At 68.9% G+C, this 19,601-nt stretch carries 15 protein-coding genes and 2 tRNA genes; 15 read left to right on the plus strand and 2 right to left on the minus strand.

Annotated features, from left to right (window positions below; all coding sequences use genetic code 11):
- Window positions 1–61: 61 nt before the first annotated feature.
- Window positions 62–132 (minus strand) — tRNA-Gly (locus ACIOGX_RS06885).
- A gap of 151 nt (window positions 133–283) precedes the next feature.
- Here ACIOGX_RS06885 and ACIOGX_RS06890 point away from each other — a divergent pair.
- The 5 genes from ACIOGX_RS06890 to clpX all read left to right on the plus strand — a co-directional run bounded on the left by ACIOGX_RS06890 (window position 284) and on the right by clpX (window position 5,058).
- Window positions 284–360: transfer RNA gene (locus tag ACIOGX_RS06890), tRNA-Pro, on the plus strand.
- 175 nt (window positions 361–535) lie between these two features.
- Window positions 536–1,960 carry a trigger factor gene (gene tig / locus ACIOGX_RS06895; protein WP_401910943.1) on the plus strand — a complete coding sequence of 475 codons (1,425 nt, stop codon included), beginning with the start codon at window positions 536–538 and terminating at the stop codon, window positions 1,958–1,960.
- 334 nt (window positions 1,961–2,294) lie between these two features.
- A complete protein-coding gene (locus tag ACIOGX_RS06900; protein ID WP_030352383.1) occupies window positions 2,295–2,900 on the plus strand; it encodes an ATP-dependent Clp protease proteolytic subunit in 606 nt (201 codons plus the stop codon).
- 46 nt (window positions 2,901–2,946) lie between these two features.
- Entirely contained in the window at window positions 2,947–3,621 is a 675-nt protein-coding gene (locus tag ACIOGX_RS06905) for an ATP-dependent Clp protease proteolytic subunit (RefSeq protein WP_030352382.1), read from the plus strand.
- Between the two features lie 144 nt (window positions 3,622–3,765).
- A complete protein-coding gene (clpX, locus tag ACIOGX_RS06910; RefSeq protein WP_129771118.1) occupies window positions 3,766–5,058 on the plus strand; it encodes an ATP-dependent Clp protease ATP-binding subunit ClpX in 1,293 nt (430 codons plus the stop codon).
- 89 nt (window positions 5,059–5,147) lie between these two features.
- Here the strand turns inward: clpX and ACIOGX_RS06915 are convergent, their stop codons facing one another.
- A complete protein-coding gene (locus ACIOGX_RS06915) occupies window positions 5,148–6,131 on the minus strand; it encodes a hypothetical protein (protein WP_383959945.1) in 984 nt (327 codons plus the stop codon).
- 135 nt (window positions 6,132–6,266) lie between these two features.
- Here ACIOGX_RS06915 and ACIOGX_RS06920 point away from each other — a divergent pair, with 135 nt between their 5' ends.
- The 10 genes from ACIOGX_RS06920 (at window position 6,267) to ACIOGX_RS06965 (ending at window position 19,578) form a co-directional block, all read left to right on the plus strand.
- Window positions 6,267–8,888, plus strand: coding sequence for a valine--tRNA ligase (locus ACIOGX_RS06920; protein WP_401910948.1), 2,622 nt, complete (start codon window positions 6,267–6,269; stop codon window positions 8,886–8,888).
- Window positions 8,889–9,005: 117 nt separating this feature from the next.
- Window positions 9,006–10,520: a folylpolyglutamate synthase/dihydrofolate synthase family protein gene (locus ACIOGX_RS06925; protein WP_356508309.1), complete on the plus strand. Its 1,515-nt coding sequence runs from the start codon at window positions 9,006–9,008 to the stop codon at window positions 10,518–10,520.
- Window positions 10,521–10,525: 5 nt separating this feature from the next.
- Window positions 10,526–10,879 (plus strand): DUF4233 domain-containing protein, encoded by a 354-nt coding sequence (locus ACIOGX_RS06930; protein ID WP_356508307.1) that lies wholly within the window; start codon window positions 10,526–10,528, stop codon window positions 10,877–10,879.
- Window positions 10,880–10,944: 65 nt separating this feature from the next.
- On the plus strand, window positions 10,945–11,358 hold the full coding sequence (ndk, locus tag ACIOGX_RS06935) for a nucleoside-diphosphate kinase (protein WP_030352376.1): 414 nt from the start codon (window positions 10,945–10,947) through the stop codon (window positions 11,356–11,358).
- 248 nt (window positions 11,359–11,606) lie between these two features.
- Window positions 11,607–12,626, plus strand: coding sequence for a rod shape-determining protein (locus ACIOGX_RS06940; RefSeq protein WP_030352375.1), 1,020 nt, complete (start codon window positions 11,607–11,609; stop codon window positions 12,624–12,626).
- Between the two features lie 128 nt (window positions 12,627–12,754).
- Window positions 12,755–13,777 carry a rod shape-determining protein MreC gene (gene mreC, locus ACIOGX_RS06945; RefSeq protein WP_356508305.1) on the plus strand — a complete coding sequence of 341 codons (1,023 nt, stop codon included), beginning with the start codon at window positions 12,755–12,757 and terminating at the stop codon, window positions 13,775–13,777.
- A gap of 11 nt (window positions 13,778–13,788) precedes the next feature.
- Window positions 13,789–14,457 carry a rod shape-determining protein MreD gene (mreD, locus tag ACIOGX_RS06950; protein WP_356508303.1) on the plus strand — a complete coding sequence of 223 codons (669 nt, stop codon included), beginning with the start codon at window positions 13,789–13,791 and terminating at the stop codon, window positions 14,455–14,457.
- A gap of 88 nt (window positions 14,458–14,545) precedes the next feature.
- Window positions 14,546–16,732 (plus strand): penicillin-binding protein 2, encoded by a 2,187-nt coding sequence (gene mrdA / locus ACIOGX_RS06955; RefSeq protein ID WP_356508301.1) that lies wholly within the window; start codon window positions 14,546–14,548, stop codon window positions 16,730–16,732.
- 3 nt (window positions 16,733–16,735) lie between these two features.
- Window positions 16,736–17,935 (plus strand): rod shape-determining protein RodA, encoded by a 1,200-nt coding sequence (rodA, locus tag ACIOGX_RS06960; protein ID WP_356508299.1) that lies wholly within the window; start codon window positions 16,736–16,738, stop codon window positions 17,933–17,935.
- A 62-nt stretch (window positions 17,936–17,997) separates the two neighbouring features.
- On the plus strand, window positions 17,998–19,578 hold the full coding sequence (locus tag ACIOGX_RS06965; protein WP_401910953.1) for a CHAD domain-containing protein: 1,581 nt from the start codon (window positions 17,998–18,000) through the stop codon (window positions 19,576–19,578).
- Window positions 19,579–19,601: the final 23 nt, after the last annotated feature.

The raw sequence follows: 19,601 nt of genomic DNA on the forward strand, positions 1-19,601 counted from the left end.
GAGCGGAGCCGGTCTCCGTGTCCCACGGAAACCGGCTCCGACCCGTATGTTCCTGCTGAAGAGCGGGCGACGGGAATCGAACCCGCGTAGCTAGTTTGGAAGACTAGGGCTCTACCATTGAGCTACGCCCGCACATGTCGTGCCGCGGGTCATGCGGCCTCGGCACGGACCACATCGTAGCGGGTCCGGGGCGCTCGCCGCACACCGGTAAAGCGGCGGTCAAAGCACCGGTCAAAGCGGTCGGCCGCATGCTCACGGGCATGTACCCTACGTGTCGCACCGACGGGGTGTGGCGCAGCTTGGTAGCGCGTCCGCTTTGGGAGCGGAAGGTCGTCGGTTCGAATCCGGCCACCCCGACCATTTCCACGATCGCCTCGCAAGATCACATTGGGGGCTCTACCCGCTTGCGGTTACTATGCAAGCTGCGTGCCCGTGTGTCTGAAGAGTCTCTGAGGAACCGGGCCGATCCGCTGGATCGCGCCGCACCGCGGCGGACCGGCAGAACCCAAGAATCAGCCACCAAGGAGACCGAACCGTGAAGAGCGCCGTGGAGACCCTGAACCCGACTCGGGTTCGGCTCACTGTCGAGGTGCCCTTCGAGGAGCTCAAGGACAGCCTCGACGCGGCGTACAAGAAGATCAACCAGCAGGTCACGGTGAAGGGCTTCCGCAAGGGCAAGATCCCGGCCCGGGTCATCGACCAGCGGTTCGGGCGTGGTGCTGTGCTGGAGGAGGCCGTCAACGACGCCCTCCCGAAGTTCTACACCGACGCGGTCAACGAGGGTGAGCTCAACGTCCTCGGCCAGCCCGAGGTCGACATCACCGAGCTCAAGGACGGCGAGCTGCTGGCCTTCACCGCCGAGGTGGACATCCGCCCGGTCATCGAGATCCCGGACTACTCCGGTATCGAGGTCACCGTCGACTCCATCGAAGTCAGCGACGAGGACGTCGAGAAGTCGCTGGAGCAGCTGCGCGACCGCTTCGCGTCCACCAACCCGGTCGAGCGCGCCGCCGCCGAGGGCGATGTCGTGACGATCGACCTGGAGGCCAAGGTCGACGGCGAGGTCCTGCCCGACGGTGTGGCCACCGGCGTGCAGTACACCATCGGCTCCGGCGAGCTGCTCGACGGCATCGACGAGGCCGTCACCGGCCTGGAGGCCGGCGGCGAGGCCACCTTCACCTCCGAGCTGAAGGGCGGCGCCGCCGAGGGCAAGACCGCCGAGGTCGCCGTCAAGGTCACCCAGGTCGCCGCCCGTGAGGTGCCCGAGCTGGACGACGAGTTCGCGCAGATGGCGAGCGAGTTCGACACGCTCGACGAGCTGAAGGCGGACAGCCGCAAGCGCCTGGAGAGCAGCAAGCAGTACGACCAGGCCACCCAGGCCCAGGAGCGCGTCCTCGACGAGCTGCTGAAGCTGGCCGAGGTGCCGATCCCCGAGAAGCTGCTCGCGGAGGAGATCAACACCCGCAAGCACAACCTGGAGCACCACCAGCTCGGTCAGATGGGCCTCGACCTCGCGAAGTACCTGGAGATCCAGGGCAAGACCGAGGAAGAGTTCGACGCCGAGACCAAGGAGCAGGCGGAGAAGGGCATCAAGACCCAGTTCATCCTCGATGAGCTGGTCAACAAGGAGAAGCTGAACGTCAACCAGGAGGAGCTCACCGAGCACCTCATGCGGCGTGCGCAGTCCTCCGGCATGTCCCCCGACCAGTTCGCCCAGGCGGTCGTCGAGGGTGGCCAGGTGCCGATGCTGGTCGGCGAGGTCGCCCGCGGCAAGGCGCTCGCGGTGGTCGTCGAGGCCGCCAAGGTGATCGACACGAACGGTGAGATCGTCGACCTGGACGACGAGGACGACGACGAGGCCGCCGAGACGGCCGAGGCCGCCGACTCCACCGAGTCCGCCGCGGCGGACACCGAGGCCGAGGACAAGGCTGAGGCGAAGGCCGACAAGAACGAGGCCTGACCGTCTCGCTCCGAACGTCAGGACGGGCCCCGGACGCATCACGCGACCGGGGCCCGTCCCGTACGCCCCCGAGCCCTGCGGGACCCGCTGGGCGCCCGACGGTGCCGGGGGTGGCACAGGGGGCCGGGAGAGGACCGGCAGGCCCGCTCAGGGCCGTACGGAGCCCCAACTGCCTTGCGCTCCCAGCGAACAGCCACGGAAGCGGGATGGCCCGCGCCGACCAGCGCGTTAGGGTCCATGAATACGAGGGCAGGGGAGTCTCCCGTCCCCGGTACGAAGACGCTGAGACGGCCGCAGCCGTCAGAGACGAGCAGGTGTATACGTGACGAATCTGATGCCTTACGCCGCCGGTGAGCCGTCCCTCGGTGGTGGCCTCGGCGACCAGGTCTACAGCCGGCTGCTCGGAGAGCGGATCATCTTCCTCGGCCAGCAGGTCGACGACGACATCGCCAACAAGATCACGGCGCAGCTCCTCCTCCTCGCGGCCGAGCCCGAGAAGGACATCTACCTCTACATCAACAGCCCCGGTGGCTCGGTGACAGCCGGTATGGCCGTCTACGACACCATGCAGTACATCCCGAACGACGTGGTCACCATCGGTATGGGCCTCGCCGCTTCGATGGGTCAGTTCCTGCTGACCGGCGGTACCGCGGGCAAGCGCTTCGCGCTGCCGCACACCGACATCCTCATGCACCAGGGCTCCGCGGGCCTCGGCGGCACCGCCTCCGACATCAAGATCCAGGCCGAGCAGCTGCTCCGTACGAAGAAGCGCATGGCCGAGATCACCGCGCGCCACACCGGCCAGACGGAAGAGGCGATCATCCGCGACGGTGACCGCGACCGCTGGTTCACCGCCGAGGAGGCCAAGGCCTACGGCATCATCGACGAGATCATCTCCGCTGCTTCGGGTGTTCCGGGCGGCGGCGGTACCGGGGCCTGAGATCACCAGCCCCGACCAGCCGGCCCAGCCCACCGAACGCCACAGGATGGTGAACACCCACATGAACAACTACTCCGCGAGCGGCCTCTACACCGGCCCGCAGGTGGACAACCGTTACGTCGTCCCGCGCTTCGTGGAGCGCACCTCGCAGGGCGTGCGCGAGTACGACCCGTACGCGAAGCTCTTCGAGGAGCGCGTGATCTTCCTCGGGGTGCAGATCGACGACGCCTCCGCCAACGACGTCATGGCGCAGCTGCTCTGCCTGGAGTCGATGGACCCGGACCGCGACATCTCGATCTACATCAACAGCCCCGGCGGCTCGATGACGGCGCTCACCGCCATCTACGACACGATGCAGTTCGTGAAGCCGGACATCCAGACCGTGTGCATGGGCCAGGCCGCCTCCGCCGCCGCCGTCCTGCTCGCCGCCGGCACCGCCGGCAAGCGGCTGGCGCTGCCGAACGCGCGCGTGCTCATCCACCAGCCGTCCAGCCAGACCGGCCGGGAGCAGCTCTCCGACCTGGAGATCGCGGCCAACGAGATCCTGCGGATGCGCGCCCAGCTCGAAGAGATGCTGGCGAAGCACTCGACGACGCCGATCGAGAAGGTCCGCGACGACATCGAGCGCGACAAGATCCTGACCGCCGAGGACGCGCTCGCGTACGGCCTGGTCGACCAGATCGTGTCGACCCGCAAGACCACGGCCGCTGCGGCCGCCTGACACACCCGGCGCCCTTGGCGCGGTCCCACGACCACGTGAACCGCGCCAAGGGGGGCCCGAACGGGGGCCCGAGCAAGGTACCGTCGGATATGAGGCACAGGAGCCGCTGAACCAGGCTGCTCCCAGGCGAAGGGGAAGCACCTCGTGGCACGCATCGGTGATGGCGGCGACCTGCTCAAGTGCTCGTTCTGCGGGAAGAGCCAGAAGCAGGTGAAGAAGCTCATCGCAGGTCCCGGTGTGTACATCTGCGACGAGTGCATCGACCTCTGCAACGAGATCATCGAGGAGGAGCTCGCGGAGACCTCCGAGGTGCGGTGGGAGGAACTGCCGAAGCCTCGTGAGATCTACGAGTTCCTCGAGGGGTACGTCGTCGGGCAGGAGCCCGCGAAGAAGGCCCTCTCCGTGGCGGTCTACAACCACTACAAGCGTGTGCAGGCCGGCGAGAACGGCGGGGTGTCCGGACGCGAGGACGCGATCGAACTCGCCAAGTCGAACATCCTCCTGCTGGGCCCGACCGGCTCCGGCAAGACCCTCCTCGCCCAGACGCTGGCGCGCATGCTGAACGTGCCGTTCGCGATCGCCGACGCCACCGCGCTCACCGAGGCCGGGTATGTGGGCGAGGACGTCGAGAACATCCTGCTGAAGCTGATCCAGGCGGCCGACTACGACGTCAAGAAGGCCGAGACCGGGATCATCTACATCGACGAGATCGACAAGGTCGCCCGCAAGAGCGAGAACCCGTCGATCACCCGCGATGTCTCCGGCGAGGGCGTCCAGCAGGCCCTGCTGAAGATCCTGGAGGGCACCACCGCCTCCGTACCGCCCCAGGGCGGCCGGAAACACCCGCACCAGGAGTTCATCCAGATCGACACGACGAACGTGCTCTTCATCGTGGGCGGCGCCTTCGCCGGCCTGGAGAAGATCATCGAGTCGCGCGCGGGAGCGAAGGGCATCGGCTTCGGCGCGACGATCCGCTCGAAGCGCGAGATCGAGGCCAGCGACCAGTTCCAGGAGGTCATGCCGGAGGACCTGGTGAAGTTCGGGATGATCCCGGAGTTCATCGGCCGCCTGCCGGTCCTCACCTCCGTCCACAACCTGGACCGCGAGGCGCTCCTCCAGATCCTCGTCGAGCCGCGCAACGCGCTGGTGAAGCAGTATCAGCGGCTCTTCGAACTCGACGGTGTGGAGCTGGACTTCGACCGTCCGTCGCTGGAGGCCATCGCCGACCAGGCGATCCTGCGCGGCACCGGCGCGCGCGGTCTGCGCGCCATCCTCGAAGAGGTGCTCCAGTCGGTGATGTACGAGGTGCCGTCCCGCAAGGACGTCGCCCGGGTCGTCATCACGGCGGAGGTCGTCCGCGACAACGTGAACCCGACGCTGGTCCCGCGCGAGCCGCGCATCGTGAAGAACGACGGCCGCCACGAGAAGTCCGCGTAGCGGTCACGCCGGGACGCGTACGCGACACACAGGGGCGCCCGGCCGGTCCAACCGGCCGGGCGCCCCTGTGCCGTACGCGCGGGAGTCCGTTACGTGATCTCGACGCGGACGTCGTCGCGCAGCTTCGCGGCCTGCGCGGCGGCCTCGTCCAGGGACAGGCTGGTCTTGCCGGTGACACCGGCCGCGGCGTCGGACGATATGACGTAGCCCATGGTGCTGTGGTCGCCCCAGACGCACATCGGCATCGTGTAGCTGCCGGGACCTGAGCTGGTACCGCCGGCCTGTCCGAGGGTGAACTTGGCTTCCTGGCACTTCATGAAGCCGTTGTCGAAGCCGTCCGGCGTGAACTCCTGCGGCTCGCCGATGAATTCGAGGCTCGGGCCGCCGCTCTTCGCCTTGTCGGCGTTCTTCCGCGACTCGGTGAACATCGCGTCGACCACCTTCTCGGGGTCTTCGATCTCGCCGTAGACGCCGCTGAAGTCGATCACCTTCTGTGTGGGGCCCGCTCCCGTGGAGTAGCTGCCGGCCACTTCCCGGGGGTTGCCGATTCCCCACTTCTCGGCTTCCTTGACGTCGCTCTTGTTCAGGCTGCCGCCGTTGGAACCGGTGTCCCCGGCCTTCTTGTACGCGCCGCCGAGCACCGACTCCGGCATCGCCAGCTTGTACTTCTTGCCGTCGTCCGGGACCGAGCCGCCGCCGACCAGCAAGTACGCGCCGCCCGCGATCACCGCGAGCGCCAGCACGGACGCGCCGACGATGAGGCCCGTCTTCTTCTTGGGAGCCTGGCCCGGAGGGGGCGGGTACGGGCCGCCGCCATAGGCGGGCTGCTGGCCGTACGGGGACTGCTGGCCGTACGGGGGCTGCTGGGGCGGCTGCCCGTACGGTCCTGGCTGCTGCGGGTAGCCGTATCCCTGCGGCGGCTGCGGGGGGACACCCTGCGGGGGCTGCTGCGGGTAACCGTAACCGGGCTGCGGCGGCCCCTGCGGCGGCTGCTGGCCGTAAGGGCCTGGCTGGCCGTACGGTCCGGGCTGCTGCGGCGGCCCGCCGTACGGTCCCGGCTGGTGGTAACTCATGCGCTGTCCCCTGTTAGTTGCCTATGCGTTCCGAACATCCTGGCGGACGGGACCGTGACCGAGGCCACCCGGGGCCGCACCGTTACCGAACTATCCCGTTTCAGTACGGGGCGGTGACACCTCTAAACTGTGCCCGTGACCGAGAACACTCAGCAGCAGCCAGCCAGCAACCCCGAACTGCCGACCCAGTACGTTCCGGCCGAGGTGGAGGGGAAGCTGTACGAGCGCTGGGTAGAGCGCGGTTACTTCGAGGCCGACGAGAAGAGCGAGAAGCCCCCGTTCACCGTCGTCATCCCGCCGCCGAACGTCACCGGCAGCCTCCACCTCGGGCACGCCTTCGAGCACACGCTCATCGACGCCGTCACCCGCCGCAAGCGCATGCAGGGTTACGAGACGCTGTGGCAGCCCGGCATGGACCACGCGGGCATCGCCACCCAGAACGTCGTCGAGCGCGAGCTCGCCAAGGAGGGCAAGTCCCGGCACGATCTGGGGCGCGAGGCGTTCGTCGAGCGCGTCTGGAAGTGGAAGGGCGAGTCCGGCGGGCAGATCTCCGGGCAGATGCGCCGGCTCGGCGACGGCGTCGCCTGGTCGCGCGAGCGGTTCACCATGGACGAGGGGCTGTCCAAGGCCGTCCAGACGATCTTCAAGAAGCTCTACGACGACGAGCTGATCTACCGCGCCGAGCGCATCATCAACTGGTGTCCGCGCTGTCTCACCGCGATCTCCGACATCGAGGTCGAGTACCAGGACGACGACGGCGAGCTGGTCTCGCTGAAGTACGGCGAGGGCGAGGACTCCGTCGAAGTCGCGACCACCCGCGCCGAGACGATGCTCGGCGACACGGCCGTCGCCGTCCACCCCGACGACGAGCGGTACGCGCATCTCGTCGGCAAGCGCATCAAGCTGCCGCTCACCGACCGTACGATCCCGGTCGTCGCGGACACCCATGTCGACCCGGAGTTCGGTACGGGCGCCGTCAAGGTGACACCCGCGCACGATCCGAACGACTTCGAGATCGGCCGGCGGCACGATCTGCCGAACATCACGGTCATGGACGAGCGCGCCGTGATCACCGTCCCCGGCCCGTTCGAGGGGCTCGACCGGATGGAGGCGCGCAGCGCCATCGTCGCCGCGCTGCGCGCCGAGGGCCGCATCGTCGCCGAGAAGCGCCCGTACACGCACTCCGTCGGGCACTGCTCGCGCTGCAAGACGACCATCGAGCCGCGGCTGTCGCTCCAGTGGTGGGTCAAGGTCGGTCCGCTGGCCAAGGCCGCCGGTGACGCCGTCCGCGACGACCGGGTCACGATCCACCCGAAGGAGATGGAGTCCCGCTACTTCGGCTGGGTCGACAACCTCCACGACTGGTGCATCTCCCGGCAGCTGTGGTGGGGCCACCGCATCCCCGTCTGGTACGGGCCCAACGGCGAGACCGTCTGCGTCGGTCCCGACGACGAGGCGCCGGCCGGCGAGGGCTGGACGCAGGACACGGACGTCCTGGACACGTGGTTCTCGTCGGGGCTGTGGCCGTTCTCCACGCTGGGCTGGCCCGAACAGACCCCGAGCGTCGAGAAGTTCTATCCGAACTCGATCATGATCACCGGCTACGACATCCTCTTCTTCTGGGTCGCCCGGATGATGATGTTCGGTCTCTACGCGATGGACGGCACACCGCCGTTCGGCACGATCGTGCTGCACGGCATGGTCCGTGACCAGTTCGGCAAGAAGATGTCGAAGTCCTTCGGCAACGCGGTCAACCCGCTGGACTGGATGGACAAGTACGGCTCCGACGCGGTCCGGTTCACCCTCGCGCGCGGCGCCAACCCGGGCATCGACGTGCCGATCGGCGAGGACTGGGTCCAGGGCTCCCGGAACTTCGCCAACAAGGTCTGGAACGCCACGCGTTTCGCGATGATGAACGGCGCGACCGTCGAGGGCCCGCTGCCCGACGCGGCCGACATGTCCGCCACCGACCGGTGGATCCTGTCGCGGCTGAACGCCGTGGTCGCGGAGGTCGACGCGTACTACGAGGACTACCAGTTCGCGAAGTTGTCGGACTCCCTCTTCCACTTCGCCTGGGACGAGGTCTTCGACTGGTACGTGGAGCTGTCCAAGACCACGTTCATCGACGGCGGTGCGGCGGCGAAGGTCTCCGGCCGGGTTCTCGGCGAGGTCCTCGATGTCACCCTGCGCCTGCTGCACCCGATCGTCCCGTTCGTCACCGAGACGCTCTGGACCACGCTCACCGGCAAGGAGTCGGTCGTCGTCGCCGACTGGCCGGCCGACAGCGGGTTCCGCGACGTGGCGGCCGAGCGGGAGATCGAGCATCTCCAGCAGGTGATCACGGAGGTCCGCAGGTTCCGCTCCGACCAGGGGCTCCAGCCCGGCCAGAAGGTCCCGGCGCGGCTGGATCTCACGGGTACGCCGCTGGCCGCGCACGAGGCGGCCATCCGGCAGCTGCTGCGCCTCCAGCCGGAGGGCGAGGGCTTCCACGCCACCGCGACGCTGCCGGTCGAGGGGGCGACGGTCGCGCTCGACCTGTCGGGCACGATCGACGTCGAGGCGGAGCGCAAGCGCCTGACGAAGGACCTCGGCGCGGCGGAGAAGGAGAAGGCGCAGGCGACGGCGAAGCTCGGCAACGAGGCGTTCCTCGCCAAGGCCCCCGACAACGTGGTCGACAAGATCCGCGGTCGGCTCACCAAGGCGGAGACGGACATCGAGCGGCTGACCGCACAGCTGGCGGGCCTGCCCCAGGGCTGACCCGGGCACCCGCCACCCGCTCGACGAGGCCCCCGGCCACCCGGCCGGGGGCCTCGCCGTCGTTCCGAGCCGGGGCGCGGGGCGACCGGTGCCGGTGGCGCTCCGTAGACTGGTCGCGTGAGCGAGCACCGTCCTTCCGACCAGCCCGGCGAGTACGACGAATTCGATGAGATCGTCGACGCCGCGACCGACCGAGACCCCGACCTCGCGGTGATCGAGGCCGGCAGCCGCACGCTGCGCGCCCAGGCAGGGCCCGCGCAGAGTGACGGCGTCCCGGCACGCCCCGAGGACCCGGAGGTGGACAAGGCGCTGCGCGCCGTCGAGCAGGAGCTGGCGGGCCGCTGGGGCGAGACGAAACTCGACCCGTCGGTCGCCAGGATCAAGGGTCTGATGGATGTGCTGGGCGATCCCCAGAGCGCCTATCCGTCGATCCACATCACCGGCACCAACGGCAAGACCTCCACGGCCCGCATGATCGAGGCGCTGCTCGGCGCGTTCGATCTGCGTACCGGCCGGTATACGAGCCCGCACGTCCAGTCCGTCACCGAGCGGATCAGTCTGGACGGCGCCCCGATCTCCGCCGAGCGGTTCATCGAGACGTACGAGGACATCAAGGCGTACGTCGAGATGGTCGACGGCTCGCAGGAGCACCGGCTCTCCTTCTTCGAGGTGCTGACCGGCATGGCCTACGCCGCCTTCGCGGACGCGCCGGTGGACGTCGCCGTGGTCGAGGTCGGCATGGGCGGCACCTGGGACGCGACGAACGTCATCGACGCCTCCGTCGCCGTCGTCATGCCGATCGATCTGGACCACACGGACCGGCTCGGCTCCACACCCGGCGAGATCGCCGTGGAGAAGGCCGGGATCATCAAGCCGGGCGCGACGGTCATCCTGGCGCAGCAGCCGGTGGACGCCGCGCAGGTGATGCTGAAGAAGGCCGTCGACGCGGACGCGACGGTCGCCCGCGCGGGCATGGAGTTCGGTGTGGTCGCCCGCGAGATCGCGGTCGGCGGCCAGCTGCTGACCCTGCGCGGACTCGGCGGTGAGTACGAGCAGATCTTCCTCCCTCTGTACGGCGCGCATCAGGCGCAGAACGCGTCGGTGGCGCTCGCCGCCGTCGAGGCGTTCTTCGGGATCGGCGCGCAGCACGCCCGCCGCCTCGACATGGACACGGTCCGCAAGGCGTTCGCCGGGGTCTCCTCGCCGGGCCGGCTTGAGGTCGTACGGCGTTCGCCGACGGTCGTGCTGGACGCGGCGCACAACCCGGCCGGGGCCCGCGCCGCGGCCGAGGCCCTCACCGAGTCGTTCGGCTTCAGCCGGCTGATCGGTGTGGTGGGTTCCAGCGACGACAAGGACGTGCGCGGCGTGCTGGAGGCCCTGGAGCCGATCTGCACGGAGATCGTCGTCACGCAGAACTCCAGTTTCCGGGCGATGGGCGTGGACGAGCTGGCGGCCGTCGCCGTCGAGGTCTTCGGGGAGGACCGGGTCCAGGTCGAGCCGCGGCTCGACGACGCGCTGGAGGCGGCGATCACGCTCGCCGAGGAGGAGTCCGAGTTCGCCGGTGCCGGGGTCCTGGTCACCGGCTCGGTGATCACGGTCGGCGAGGCCCGGCTGCTGCTGAGGAGGCGCTGAATCCCATGCGTACGCTCTGTGCGTCCACACTGATCGGTGAGTTCTTCGTGATCGGCTTCGCCGGTCTCGTCGCCATGAAGTCCGACGATCTGACGGTGGGGACGGTCTGGACGGTCTGCGGCATCGCGATGCTGCTGTCCGTGCTGCTCTGCGGGATGATCACCCGCCCCGGCGGCGTCCAGCTCGGCTGGGCGCTCCAGGTCGCGCTGGTCGCCAGCGGTTTCGTGGTGCCCGCGATGTTCGTCCTCGGCGTGATCTTCGCGGCCCTGTGGGGGGCCTCGGTCCACTTCGGGCGGGAGATCGACGAGGCGAAGGCACGCTGGGCCGAGCAGGCATCGGCAGAGGCTGACGCTGTGTGATCGATGGTGTGGTATGCCCTGTAGCCTCTGAGGGCCCGCATCCCGTAGTAGAAGGAGCCCGCACAGTGAGCCAGCGCACGCTTGTCCTGCTCAAGCCCGATGCCGTACGCCGCGGCCTGGTCGGCGAGATCGTCGGCCGTATCGAGCGCAAGGCCGGCTGGACCATCAGCGCCATGGAGCTGCGCACGCTCGACCAGGACACGCTGGAGCAGCACTACGGCGAGCACAAGGGGAAGCCCTTCTACGAGCCGCTGGTCGAGTTCATGGCCTCCGGCCCGGTCGTCGCTCTGGTCGTCGACGGTGAGCGGGTCATCGAGGGCGTCCGCGCGCTCGCCGGTCCGACTGACCCGATCGCCGCAGCGCCGGGGTCCATCCGGGGGGACTTCGGAACCATCGTCCGGGAGAACCTGATCCACGCTTCGGACTCCGAGGAGTCCGCCATTCGGGAACTTAAAATCTTCTTCCCGGGTCTTTCCTGACCACGTGTCAGCCAAACGGCGCTGATGCCCTGGGGCGACCGAAGGAATTCGGTCGCCTTTGGGCATATCTAAGCCACTTTCGGGAACGCATCGGACCGACACTTCGTCACCCTTACTGAGGTGGGCCACCGCGCCGTCGTCCTTGCGTCGGCACTACGATGGAAACCTCCAAGCCACAGCACCCACCTCGCCATCCTGAAAAGCCATCAACGCTTGGGAAGGCCAGACGCATCCTCATGGGGAACAACATGTCGTTCATCGGCCGTGACATGGCTGTCGACCTCGGGACCGCCAACACGCTGGTGTACGTCAGAGGCCGGGGGATCGTACTCAACGAGCCGTCCGTCGTCGCCATCAACACCAACACCGGCGGTATTCTCGCGGTCGGCGCCGAGGCCAAGAAGATGATCGGCCGGACACCGGGCAACATCGTTGCCGTCCGGCCACTGAAGGACGGTGTTATCGCCGACTTCGAAATCACCGAGCGCATGCTGCGCTACTTCATCCTGAAGATCCACAAACGCCGCTATCTGGCGCGTCCGCGGGTCGTCGTCTGTGTGCCCTCCGGTATCACGGGCGTTGAGCGCCGCGCCGTCATCGAGGCGTCCACCCAGGCGGGTGCGCGCCAGGTCCACATCATCGAGGAGCCCATGGCCGCGGCCATCGGCTCGGGGCTCCCCGTCCACGAGGCCACCGGCAACATGGTCGTGGACATCGGCGGTGGTACGACCGAGGTCGCCGTGATCTCGCTCGGCGGAATCGTCACGGCACAGTCCATCCGCGTCGCCGGTGACGAGCTGGACAACGCGATCATCCAGCACATCAAGAAGGAGTACTCACTTCTCCTGGGCGAGCGGACCGCCGAGAGCATCAAGATCACCATCGGTTCCGCGTACGACCTCGACAAGGACGAGCACACCGAGATCCGCGGGCGTGACCTGGTCTCCGGACTGCCGAAGACCGTGGTCATCTCCGCCGCCGAGGTGCGCAAGGCCATCGAGGAGCCGGTCAACGCGATCGTCGACGCGGTCAAGACCACGCTCGACAAGTGCCCGCCCGAGCTGTCCGGCGATGTGATGGACCGGGGGATCGTGCTCACCGGCGGCGGCGCCCTGCTGCGCGGTCTCGACGAGAGGCTGCGTCGTGAGACGGGGATGCCGATCCACATCGCCGAGGATCCGCTGGACTCCGTGGCACTCGGATCCGGCAAGTGTGTCGAGGAGTTCGAGGCGCTCCAGCAGGTGCTGGACGCCCAGCCCCGCCGGTGACGGAAGAGTCCCCGTCCCCCTGGCCCCCGGGTCCAGGGGGACCCCCGGCAGGGGTCCCGGCCTCTCGCGCGGCGGATCGTTGATATACCCCCAGAATCATTCCTACGAGGAAGGCACGGCCGCCGCACGTGAGGGACACACGAGAGAGCCGTTTGCTCCTGGTGCTGCTGATCGCCATCGCGTTCGCACTGATCACGGTGGATATCCGCGGTGGCGAGGATTCCCCGGTCGACGGCGCGCGGCACGCCGCCGCGACGGTCTTCGGCCCGGTGGAGAACGGTGTCGCGTCCGCGGTCAATCCGGTGGGCAATGCCATAGGAGCGGTACGGGATTCCGGTGCGCGGCACAATCGCATCGCCGTGCTCCAGAAGCAGAACACCGAGCTGAAACAGCGGCTCGGCAGTGACGACCGCAATCGCAGCCGGGTACGCGAACTGGACAAGATGCTCGCGAAGGCCGGCGCCGGTCAGTACGGAATCAAGGGCGCCGAGGTCATCGCCATAGGAGCGGCCCAGGGATTCTCCTGGACGGTCACCATCGATATCGGTGCCAAAGACGGCATCAGGCGCGATATGACCGTGCTCAATGGTGACGGACTCGTCGGACGGGTCACGACCGTCGGCCCGGACACCGCGACCGTACTGCTCGCCAATGACCCGGACTTCACCGTCGGCACCCGGATGGAGGGCAACGACGAACTCGGCTTCGCCACCGGCCAGGGCGACCGCCCGCTCTCCGTCCAGCTGCTCAACGGCAAGGCGAAGATCAAGAAGGGCGACCGGCTGGTCACCTTCGGGTCCAGCAAGGACCGGCCGTTCGTGCCCGGCGTCCCGGTCGGCGAGGTGGTCCGGGTCGACCCGTCCGGCGGCGATCTGACCCGGACCCTGTACGTACGCCCCTTCGTCGGGTTCACGAAGCTCGACCTCGTCGGTGTCGTCGTCGTGGCTCCCCGGCAGGATCCGCGCGACACGGTGCTGCCGCCCAAGTCGCGGCCCGTCCCGACGCCCACCGTCACCGTCACGGTCACCCCGTCGCCCAACGGCGAGACGGAGGCGAACGGTGAGGCGGACACCGGCAATCCGGACCCCAACGCCAGCAGCAACGCCGATCCGGTTCCCAATGCCGACGCCCAAGCAGACGACCAGGAGTAGGGCTGATCCCCATGCGCTTCAACCGGATTCTGCTCTCGACCACGCTGGTCGTGGTCGCCCTCGTCATCCAGGTGTCCGTACTCGCCAGACTCCAGCTCCCCGGCGCCGTCCCCGATCTGATGCTCCTCGTCGTCCTCGCCCTGGCCTTCGTGTACGGCCATGTGGGCGGCGCGCTCATCGGCTTCGGCGCCGGGCTGCTGTCCGACCTGGCGCCGCCCGCCGACCACGCGGCCGGCCGCTACGCCCTGGTGCTCTGCGTGATCGGCTATCTGGCCGGACTCGCCCGCCCCGAGAAGGGCCAGATGAGATCGGCGTTCGCGCCGATGGCCGTGGTCGTCGCCGCGGCGCTCGGCTCGACCCTGCTGTACGCCGGGGTCGGCGCGCTCGTCGGGGACACCGCCGCCCGCCATGTCGGGCTGGCCGGCCTGCTGTTCACCGCCGCGGTCTACGATCTGCTGCTGGCGCCGTTCACCGTCCCGCTGATCATGTTCCTGGCCAGACGCGCCGAGAACGATCCGCTCGCCGAGACCCAGAGCAGCGGCGGCGCCGATGTCGCGGCCGGCTGGTCCTCCACCGGCACCGGCCTGCGGATCGGCAGTCAGCGTGGCGTCCTGCGGCTCAGGGCGGCCCGTAACCGCGCCGCGCGGGCCGGACGTATCAAGGGGGTCAAGCGACTGTGACACCGCATCACCCGGCGGCCGTCGCGCGGACGCCCGCGCGTACGGCCGGCCGCGCACCGTCGGCCCGTACCGTCCGTGGGGGATCGCAGTGAGCAATATTCCGGAGACCGGGCGGACACCGCGGGTCCAGATCCGGCTCGTCATCATTCAAGTACTCGTCTTCTCGCTTCTCCTCACCCTCGGCGGCCGGCTCTGGTACCTCCAGGTCCGCAACGGCCAGGAGTACACGGACGAGGCCAAGAACAACCACGTACAGCAGGTCGTCCAGCCGGCCGTCCGCGGCTCGATCCTCGACTCCCGGGGGATTCCGCTCGCCGACAACGAGACCCGGCTCGTCGTCTCCACCAGCCGTACCGAGCTGATGAAGATGCCGGACAAGGGCGTGGCCGTCCTGACCCGGCTCGCCGATGTCCTCGACATGAAGCCCAAGGACGTCATGGACAAGGTCAGGCTCTGCGACTCGAAGACCCCCAAGCCCTGCTGGAACGGTTCGCCCTATCAGCCGATCCCGGTCACCGACGAGGCCACCACCCAGCAGGCCCTCCAGATCCGTGAGCGCGCCGAGGACTTCCCCGGCGTCACCGCCGAGCCCACCGCCGTACGCCGCTACGCCGCGCCGGGGCTCGCCAACACCGCTCAGGTACTCGGTTATCTCTCGCCCGTCACCGACGAGGAGATCACCAAGGCCCAGAACAGCGAGTCGCCGTACCTCCGCTCCGACCAGGTCGGCAGGTCCGGCCTGGAGCGCACCTACGACAAGCAGCTGCGCGGCAAGGCGGGCGTCACCCGGTACGAGGTCGACAACCTCGGCCGCGTCATCGGCCAGGCGCGCAACGACGAGGCCGAGCCCGGCGCCCATGTCGTCACCTCGATAGACGCGCGCGTCCAGGCCGTCACCGAGTACGAGCTGAACGAGGCGATGAAGGCCGCGCGCAAGGAGATGGACCGCAACACCGGCGAGCACTACAAGGCGGACTCCGGCGCCGCGGTGGTCATGGAGGCGAAGACCGGCCGGGTCGTCGCGATGGCCTCCCTGCCGACGTACGACCCCAACTCGTGGGTCGGCGGCATCTCCGCCAAGGAGTACGCGAGGCTCACCGGCAAGAAGTCCAACTTCCCGCTGCTGAACCGGGCCATCCAGGGCCAGGCCGCCCCCGGCTCCATCTTCAAGGTCATCTCGTCGACCGCCGCGGTCAACGCCGGATACAAGTTCAACGGCACCTACCCCTGCCCCAGTTCGTACAGCGTCGGCGGCCAGGTCTTCCAGAACTTCGAGTCCAGGGGCTACGGCAGCATCACCCTCGGCAAGGCCCTCGAGGTCTCCTGCGACACCGTCTTCTACGGCATCGCGCACAAGGAGTGGCAGAAAGACGGCGGTATGAAGCCGACGCACCCCAACGACTGGTTCTACAAGACCGCGCACCAGTTCGGCCTCGGCAAGGAGACCGGTATCGATCTCCCCAACGAGGTCACCGGACGCGTCCCGGACCGTCAGTGGAAGCAGAGCTTCTGGGAGGCCAACAAGGTCAGTTGGTGCAAGCAGGGCAAAAAGGGCGGCACATACGTCGAGAAGATCGCCTATGAGGGCTGCCTCGAAGGCAACCGGATGCGCGCCGGTGACTCGGTCAACTACTCGATCGGCCAGGGCGACACGCTCGTCACCCCGATCCAGATGGCCACCATCTACTCGGCCATCGCCAACGGCGGCACCCTCTACAACCCCGCGGTCGGCAAGGCGATCGTCAGCGCCGACGGCAAGCGGGTCGAGGAGATCGCGCCCACGTCGCACGGCAAGCTGCCGACACGGGGGAAGACACTGGAGCAGATCAACGAAGCCCTCGCGGCGGTCACGACCACCGGCTCCGCCGCCTGGCGCTTCGGCGGCTGGCCGCAGGACAAGATCCCGATGCACGCCAAGACGGGTACGGCCGAGGTCTACGGCAAGCAGACGACCTCGTGGTTCGCCTCGTACACCGAGGACTACACGATCGTCATGACGATCTCCCAGGGTGGTACCGGCTCCGGGGCCTCCGGGCCCGCCGTACGAAAGATCTACGAGGCGATGTACGGGCTGAACGCCAAGGGCGACCAGGACCTCGGCAAGGCGCTGATGCCCGAGCCGCGCAAGGCACTGCCGGCGATCCAGCCGGACGGTTCGATCGACGCGCCGAAGATCAGGCCGTACGAGCCGGAGAAGGCGGACCCGGACGAGCAGACGCTGGCGGGCCCGCCCGACGACCCCGACGACTCCGACACGCCGATTGGGAGGGACTGAGCGATGGCCGGCACAAGCGGCTTCTCGGTCTCCGGATACGGTCCGGAGCGCGGGACCTGGGCCAGGCTCGTGGCCCGTGACTCGATGGCGCGCCGGCTCGACTGGCCGCTGATGTTCTCGGCGCTGGCCCTGTCGCTGATCGGCTCGCTGCTGGTGTGGTCGGCGACCCGTAACCGCACCCAGCTGAACCAGGGCGATCCGTACTACTTCCTCGTGCGCCATCTGCTCAACACCGGCATCGGGTTCGCCCTGATGGTCGGCACGATCTGGCTCGGGCACCGCACCCTGCGCGGGGCGGTGCCGGCGCTCTACGGGCTCTCGGTCGTCCTGGTCCTGCTGGTCCTCACCCCGCTCGGCGCGACCATCAACGGCGCCCACGCCTGGATCGTGATCGGCGGCGGCTTCACCCTCCAGCCCTCCGAGTTCGTGAAGGTCACGATCATCCTGGGCATGGCCGTGATGCTGGCGGCCCGGGTGGACGCCGGGGACCAGATCCATCCGGACCATCGCACGGTCGCGAAGTCCCTCGTCCTCGCGGTCATCCCGATGGCCATCGTCATGCTGATGCCGGACCTCGGCTCGGTGATGGTCATGGCCGTCATCGTGCTCGGCGTACTGCTCGCCTCCGGCGCCTCCAACCGCTGGATCATCGGCCTGGTCGGCGCGGGAGTGGCGGGCGCCATCACGGTCGCGGCGCTCGGCGTGCTCGACGAGTACCAGATCAACCGCTTCGCGGCCTTCGCCAACCCGGAGCTGGACCCGGCGGGCGTCGGCTACAACACCAACCAGGCGCGGATCGCCATCGGCTCCGGCGGCCTCACCGGCACCGGGCTCTTCCACGGCTCCCAGACCACCGGCCAGTTCGTGCCCGAGCAGCAGACCGACTTCGTCTTCACGGTCGCGGGCGAGGAACTGGGCTTCGTCGGCGCGGGGCTGATACTGCTGCTGCTCGGCGTGGTCCTGTGGCGCGCCTGCCGGATCGCCCGGGAGACGACCGAGCTGTACGGCACGATCGTCGCCGCGGGGATCATCGCCTGGTTCGCGTTCCAGTCCTTCGAGAACATCGGGATGACGCTCGGGATCATGCCGGTGGCGGGTCTGCCGCTGCCGTTCGTGTCCTACGGCGGTACCGCGATGTTCGCGGCGTGGATCGCCGTAGGACTGCTCCAGTCGATCCGGGCGCAGCGGCCGATAACGGCGTGAGCCATGTCCTCGAAAGGTCCCAGGGGCTGCCCAAGGGCGACCCCTGGGACTAAATTCGGTACATGGCGGACACCAAGCGAGAGATCGAGCGCAAGTACGAGCTTCCCGCGCCCTCCGACGGCGATGAGCCCTCCGGACTGCCGGACCTCAGCGGGGTCAAGGGCGTCGCGAGCGTCCGCGCCAGAGGCGTGGTGGAGCTGGACGCCGTCTACTACGACACCGCGGATCTGCGCCTCACCGGGGACCACGTCACACTGCGGCGCCGCACGGGCGGCGATGACGAGGGCTGGCATCTGAAGTTCCCGGTCTCCGCCGGTGTCCGCGACGAGATCAGGGCACCGCTCGCCGACACCCTTCCGGACGAACTCGCCGCGCTGGTCCGCTCGCGCGTACGCGGCGCCGGGCTCGGCCCCCTCGTACGGCTCACGACCTCGCGCGATGTCCTGCATCTGCTCGACGCCGAGGGCACGCTGCTCGCCGAGGCGAGCGTGGACGCCGTACGCGCGCGACGCCTCGCCGGGGGCACCGGCGGAAAGGACGGCGGGACCGCCTCCTGGACCGAGGTCGAGGTGGAACTGGGCGACGACGCCGATCCCGCGATCCTCGACGCGGTGGAGAAGAGGCTCCGCAAGGCCGGACTGCGCCCGTCGTCCGCCGCGTCCAAGCTCGGCAGGGCACTGGCCGGGACGGCGCCCGACGGCGGGACGACGTCCGACGAGCCGGGCAGGGCCGGGACACGGGCGGCGAAGGACGGGCCGCGCAGCGCCGGGGACCACATCCTGGCCTATCTGCGCGACCAGGCCGACGCGATCGTCGCCCAGGACCCCGCCGTACGCCGCGACCTGCCGGACTCCGTGCACCAGCTGCGCGTCGCCACCCGCCGGATGCGCTCCGCCTTCCGGACGTACCGGAAGATCCTCGACCGGTCCGTCACCGACCCGGTCGCGGAGGAGCTCAAGTGGGTGGCGGCGGAGCTGGGCGTCGACCGCGACCACGAGGTCCTCGACGAGCGGCTGAGCGCCCGGATCGACGCGCTGCCCGTGACACTGCTCCTCGGGCCGGTGCGCGCCCGGCTCCGGACCTGGGACGCCGCCCAGCGGGCCGGGTCCCGGAGCAGGACCGTCGCCGTACTCGACAGCGAGCGGTATCTGACCCTGCTGGAGACGCTCGACGGACTGCTCACCTCGCCGCCGCTGCGGCCGGACGCCGCGCAGCCCGCGGGCAAGGCGCTGCCCCGGGCGATCCTCAAGAACTACGAGCGGCTGGCCGGCCGGGTCGGCCACGCGCTGGCGCTCGCCCCCGGCGAGGAACGCGACCTGGCGATGCACAACGCCCGCAAGGCCGCCAAGCGCGCCCGCTACGCCGCCGAGGCGGCCCACCCCGCCCTGGGCAAGCCGGCCAAGCGCTTCGCCAAGCGCATGAAGGCCCTCCAGACCGCGCTCGGCGACCACCAGGACAGCGTGGTGGCCCGTGAGGCCCTCCGCGATCTCGCGGTCAAGGCCCACGCGGCGGGCGAGTCCGCGTTCACCTGGGGCCTGCTGTACGGCCAGGAGGAGGCCCAGGGCGAGCGCCGTGAGCAGGAGGTGCCGGGCCTGTGGGAGGAGGCGTCCGACCCCCGGTTGCGGGCGGATCTGACGGGCTGACCACCGGGGTAGGCTGAATGGTC

Origin of the sequence: Streptomyces sp. NPDC088147 (assembly GCF_044741565.1) — a bacterium.
GTDB lineage: Bacteria > Actinomycetota > Actinomycetes > Streptomycetales > Streptomycetaceae > Streptomyces.

Bases quoted from the DNA above. Each gene is read 5' to 3' on its own strand.
- ACIOGX_RS06900 (WP_030352383.1), top strand. From the start codon at position 2,295: ATGCCTTACGCCGCCGGTGAGCCGTCCCTCGGTGGTGGCCTCGGCGAC.
- ACIOGX_RS06905 (WP_030352382.1), top strand. From the start codon at position 2,947: ATGGTGAACACCCACATGAACAACTACTCCGCGAGCGGCCTCTACACC.
- ACIOGX_RS06915 (WP_383959945.1), bottom strand. From the start codon at position 6,131: ATGAGTTACCACCAGCCGGGACCGTACGGCGGGCCGCCGCAGCAGCCC.
- ACIOGX_RS06930 (WP_356508307.1), top strand. From the start codon at position 10,526: ATGCGTACGCTCTGTGCGTCCACACTGATCGGTGAGTTCTTCGTGATC.
- ACIOGX_RS06940 (WP_030352375.1), top strand. From the start codon at position 11,607: ATGTCGTTCATCGGCCGTGACATGGCTGTCGACCTCGGGACCGCCAAC.
- mreD (WP_356508303.1), top strand. From the start codon at position 13,789: ATGCGCTTCAACCGGATTCTGCTCTCGACCACGCTGGTCGTGGTCGCC.
- rodA (WP_356508299.1), top strand. From the start codon at position 16,736: ATGGCCGGCACAAGCGGCTTCTCGGTCTCCGGATACGGTCCGGAGCGC.
- ACIOGX_RS06965 (WP_401910953.1), top strand. From the start codon at position 17,998: ATGGCGGACACCAAGCGAGAGATCGAGCGCAAGTACGAGCTTCCCGCG.